The organism is Bacillota bacterium (assembly GCA_040754675.1).
Taxonomy (GTDB): Bacteria; Bacillota; Limnochordia; order Limnochordales; family Geochordaceae; genus Geochorda.
Genome location: JBFMCJ010000314.1, coordinates 1 through 4,766 on the forward strand (window position 1 = coordinate 1; position 4,766 = coordinate 4,766).

The 4,766-nt window shown below is 63.8% G+C and carries 3 protein-coding genes; 2 read left to right on the forward strand and 1 reads right to left on the reverse strand.

Annotated features, from left to right (window positions below):
* Nucleotides 1-218: hypothetical protein (locus AB1609_15685; GenBank protein MEW6047893.1), on the reverse strand; the 218-nt coding region annotated here is incomplete at its 3' end.
* Nucleotides 219-576: 358 nt separating this feature from the next.
* On the opposite strand from AB1609_15685, the gene AB1609_15690 reads away from it, so the two are divergent.
* Together AB1609_15690 and AB1609_15695 are read left to right on the forward strand one after the other, a co-directional pair.
* Nucleotides 577-4,047, forward strand: a complete 3,471-nt coding sequence (locus AB1609_15690) for a S8 family serine peptidase (GenBank protein ID MEW6047894.1) — start codon at nt 577-579, stop codon at nt 4,045-4,047.
* 204 nt (nt 4,048-4,251) lie between these two features.
* Nucleotides 4,252-4,766, forward strand: a 515-nt coding sequence (locus tag AB1609_15695; GenBank protein ID MEW6047895.1) for a Wzz/FepE/Etk N-terminal domain-containing protein, incomplete at its 3' end; no start/stop codon positions are given.

A 4,766-nucleotide genomic window follows, 5' to 3' on the forward strand; every position in this document is an offset into this window, starting at 1 on the left:
CCCGTGGCCGGGTTAGCCACCAGGCCCATGCGCTCCCAGGCCTTCTCCGCCAGGCCGGCAATGGTCCATTGGATCATGTCCCCCGCCGACAGTGAGGCGATGTAGCTGACGGCCTTCTGGGCCTCTTCGGCCAGGCGGGATGCCGTCTCCGGGCCGGGAGGCGGTGTCTGGGGGGTGCCCGCGTCGTCGCCGGTACCGCGATCGTCGATGTCGCTCATGTCTACACCCCTCCTCGTGGACGAGCCATACGCGAATGGCTGCCCTGCGTAGAGAATACATCATCCCCTGGCGGGCGGGCAACGACGCGGCCACCACCCGGTGCGGGGGATGGGGCTGCGGCGGTCGTGCGCGGTTTGCTTCCCGAGGCCTGCCGCGCGGAACCGAACGGGGCGGGGCCCGGCAGCGATGTCTGGTCACCGGCCTGCCTCCGGGGTCCGCAGGGGGAGTGCGGTGGTCCGTCGCGGGGTTACGTGGTCCGACAACATATGGCGGAGCAGGAATGATTGCCCATTAGTAGAATGACAATACCGGAATTGCGTGGTTCCCTTATCCAATTCTGTGATAGGAGGTGGGAACGTGAACCACAGGACCCGGGTGGGCGCAGCGGTGATGGCGGTGGTCATTTCGCTGCTACTGATTGGCGGTAGCCCCGCCGCTGCAGCGGCGGTACCGCACAGGCAACTGCCCATCGCGAGCAGCAACAGCGGGTTGTGGGTCGAGGGGGAAGTAATCGTCAAGTTCAAGGTTGGGCCGCTCGCCGGGATGCATCTGCTCTCGGAGAGTGCGGGTCCGGTAGCGGGTCTCAGGGTGCCGAGGGTAGCAGCTCATTTGCCCACGGGTGCAGTTGTCCTTCGCTGCGATGGCGACGTGCAGCAAGTCGTGCGTGAACTCAGCAAGCTCGATTTCATCGAGTACGCTCAACCCAATTACCTGTACCACCTCTTGGGTAACGGCGAGGTGGATCCCCTGCTCGTCGAGCAATGGGGGCTCGATGCTGTCGGAGCGGATGCAGCCTGGAGGCACACGGAAGGGACCGACGATATCGTAGTCGCAGTGATAGACACTGGTATCGACTACACCCACCCCGACCTGGAAAGCAACGTCTGGTGCAACGTTAACGAGACAGTCAACGGTAAAGACGACGACGGCAACGGGTATGTGGACGACGTGTACGGGTGGGATTTCTTCGCCGGTGACAACGATCCCATGGACGAGTCCGGCCACGGCACCCACGTGGCGGGCATCATCGCGGCGGCGAAGGGAAACGGCGAGGGCGGAAGCGGTGTGGCGCCGGGAGTGCGCGTCATGGCTTTGCGCGTCGGGGGCGAGGGGGGCCTCCCCACGTCGGCCATTGTGCAGGCGATCCACTACGCAGCGAACATGGGCGCGCGCATAGTCAACATGAGCTTCGGCAGTTCGGTTTTTGACCAAGCGATGTACGAAGCGATGAAGCAGCATCCGAAGTTGCTGTTCGTTGCTGCCGCCGGGAATGCGGGGCGGGACAACGACACGATGCCCACATATCCGGCCTGCTTCGACCTACCGAACATAGTTTCTGTTGCAGCTACGGCATTGACGCAGGATCTGGCGTATTTTTCGAACTACGGGGTGTCGTCAGTGGATGTGGCGGCTCCGGGCGAGCTTATCCTGAGCACCACGCCCCTCTTCGGCGGAGCGGCAGCAGCAGTCGCAGTGTACAGCGAGATCTACGGGTACCAAACTGTGCTCTGGGGGTTTGGGGCAGAAGACGTCGAGGACACTCAAGTTGACGACGCGGTGTACCGGACCCTGGCACAGGTCCTGGGGGTGCGGAGCGGCGCGCGTGTGCTCTTGGTGGACGATGACCTGGAGGACGGCCCATTTGGCGTCAGTACGTCATACGCAGATGCTCTTACGGCCTCGGGCTATGTTTACGATGGGGTAACTCTCCCTAGGGGCCAGTCACTCCAGGGACCTATAAGGTCGGATTACGCCGCGGTCGTCTGGTTCACGGGGTACTCTCCTGGCGTTACGGATGAGTGGGGGGTCGTTACTCAGCCGAATCTGACTGTGGCTGACCGGGTTTACCTGGAAGAGTACCTCGAGAAGGGCGGCAAGCTGTTCTTGAGCGGGATGTATGCCTGGTACGGAATAGATGGCTCGGCTTTCTTCAGGAAGTACTTTGGTGCTTACTTCGTCACGCAGGTACCCGCTCTGGCTTTGAACCCCGCGACCGAGAGCCCGTATGACCAACGGTTCGACTTGGTGGGGGCTTACGTAACGCTGTTTGCTCCCTTGGCGGACGTCGGCTCGCGTTCCCTCTTGGTACCCGATCCCTACTTGTACATGAATGGCACATCCATGGCGGCGCCCTTCGTGGCCGGGACGGCAGCCTTGGTCCTGTCCGCATGGGAGCCGAGCGTCGAGGATGTGGTCTACGATGTGGTCTACGCCATCGAGCAAGGGGTCACGGGCATAGGGCTGCGCGTAAGGACGGGCGGTATCGTGGATGCCCACGCGGCCGTGGCGTACGCCGCCCAGCAGCCGCTCGCGATGGTAAGTTACCAGCCCCAGCGGGATGCCCGGGATGTGCCCACGACTGCCGCGGTGACGGTCCGTTTCAACAAGCTCATCAAAGCGGTCTACGCACCGGCGGTCGCCGTGCTTGAGAACGGCGTCCCCCTGCAGGGTGTCACGGCCGAACCTCAGGGTAAAGTGGTCAACCTCACCGGTTTCAATCTCAAACCGGGCAAAACCTATCAAGTGACGCTGCAACGGGGTGCGGTAACCGATGTTGGTGGCCACACCAACGAGGAGTTGGCCTGGCAGTTCTCCACGGTTGCGCCTCCCGCACCGCCCGTTTGGACGCCCAGCGTGGGGATGCCCGAGCAGCCCGTGCCGGGAGAGGTTGTTGCCACCGGCAAGGCTCAGGTGGAGTTCCTGCACGACGGCAAAGTGATGCTGGACATCCCGGAGGGTGCTCTGCCGCAAGGAGCCAAGCTCTCCGTCCGCATAGTGGCTGATCGGCCAGACCGGGTGCCCGAGGGAGCCCGCGCTGTCGGCCCGGTGGTGCGCTTCGAATGCAGTGCGCCTCTCGCCAAGGCGGTCCGGGTGGGCATCAGGTACGACGAGAAGGCGCTCGAGGGTTGCGATCCTCGCGCGGCCATGATCTACAGGTTGGAGGAGGCTGGCTTCACGTGCGTCGGCGGCCGGGTTAACAATCTCCGGCAGATGGTCGTGACCGAGTTGAAGAGCTTCTCAGACTACGCACCCTTCGTGACACCGAAGACGTACACGGACGTGACCGGCCACTGGTCACAGTCGGCGGTAGAACTGCTCTCGGCGCGTGGAATTCTGGCCGGAACGGGCGCGGGTCTCTTCGAGCCGGACCGTTCGGTCACCAGGGCGGAACTGGCGAAGATGGTCGTTTCCCTGCTGGGGCTGCAGCCGGTCACTCCGGCCACACCCTCGTTCAGCGATGTTGCCTCCGACGCGTGGTACTTCAGCGCCGTTGAAGCTGCTGTGCGCGCCGGCGTGTTCCGGGGCTACGGCGATGGTACCTTCCGGCCGGATGAGGTGCTGACGCGTGAGCAGTTGGCGGCGGTGACCATGAGGATAGCCCGGCTGGAGCGGCCGACGACGGTTGAGCTGCCATTCGCTGATGCGGCGCAGGTCTCGGGGTGGGCTGCCGAGGCGGTTGCCGCGGCCTACGAGCACGGGCTGATGCGCGGTGTCTCTGCCACCGAGTTTGCCCCCCAGGGGCTGGTCACCCGCGCGCAGGCCGCCATGCTGTGCTACCGGCTGGCGGAACGTCTGGCGCTCTTTGAGGAGACAACTACCCTGAAGGGTAAGGTGCGGTGGAGCACTATCGAAGTCCCCCACTACGAGCTGGAAGTCGGGGATGACCGGTACGTGCTCTGGGTCGATCCGTCTGAGAAGCGCCTCGCGGCGGCGCTCCGGGCCTCCGAGGGACGCGAGGTTGAAGTCACCGGCTACGTGCGGACGGTTGCCACGATCTACATGCGCGGTCCGCTGCTGCGTGTCCTCTCGGTGCGACCGGTCGAGTGACGGGCAGCCGCAGTTGTCTCCCAGGTGAGGCAAAGGCGAGGGGCCGGTGCAGAACCGGCCCCTCCCCTGGTGCGCAACTGGTCTTTCCATACCCCGGGCGTGAAGGGAGCGAGAACCCCCGTGAGCGGGTGCGGGGAGGGAACGGTCGGCGGGTGTCGAATTGGGGCCAAGGGCGGCTAGTTGCAGGATAGTGGGGGGTCTGGTTTGGCCGAGGAAGAGGTTTCGTTGCGGGAGATAATCCTTGTACTGCTGCGGCGAAAGTGGATCATAGCCGGCATCACGGCGGCATCGCTTATGGTGGCGGCAATACTGAGCTGGTGGGTCCTATCCACTGTCTACGAGGCTAGGGTAGCGATAGGTGTACCCATTCAACCACCTCCAGCGCCTCAGGGGGCGCCCACGGTGGAAACGGTGGTGAGGGCTACGGGTGGGCCGCTCAACCTGACCGCGGAGGGGTACCGGCTGCTCATCAAGCATCCTGTCGTGCTGCAGGCGGCCCTCGAAAAGGTGGGGGCCAAGACGACCGTCCGCGAATTTGCTGATGCGGTCGCCACAAAAGTGGTTAAAGACACCAGCGTGATTGAGATAACCGTTCAGGATCAGGACCCGGCCCTCGCTGCGAAGCTGGCCAATGCGCTGGCGGAGGAGTACATACGGTACGTGGGCGAACTCGGTTCTGCCCAGTCGAAACGGGCTGCATCCGTGCTCGAGGGGCAAAT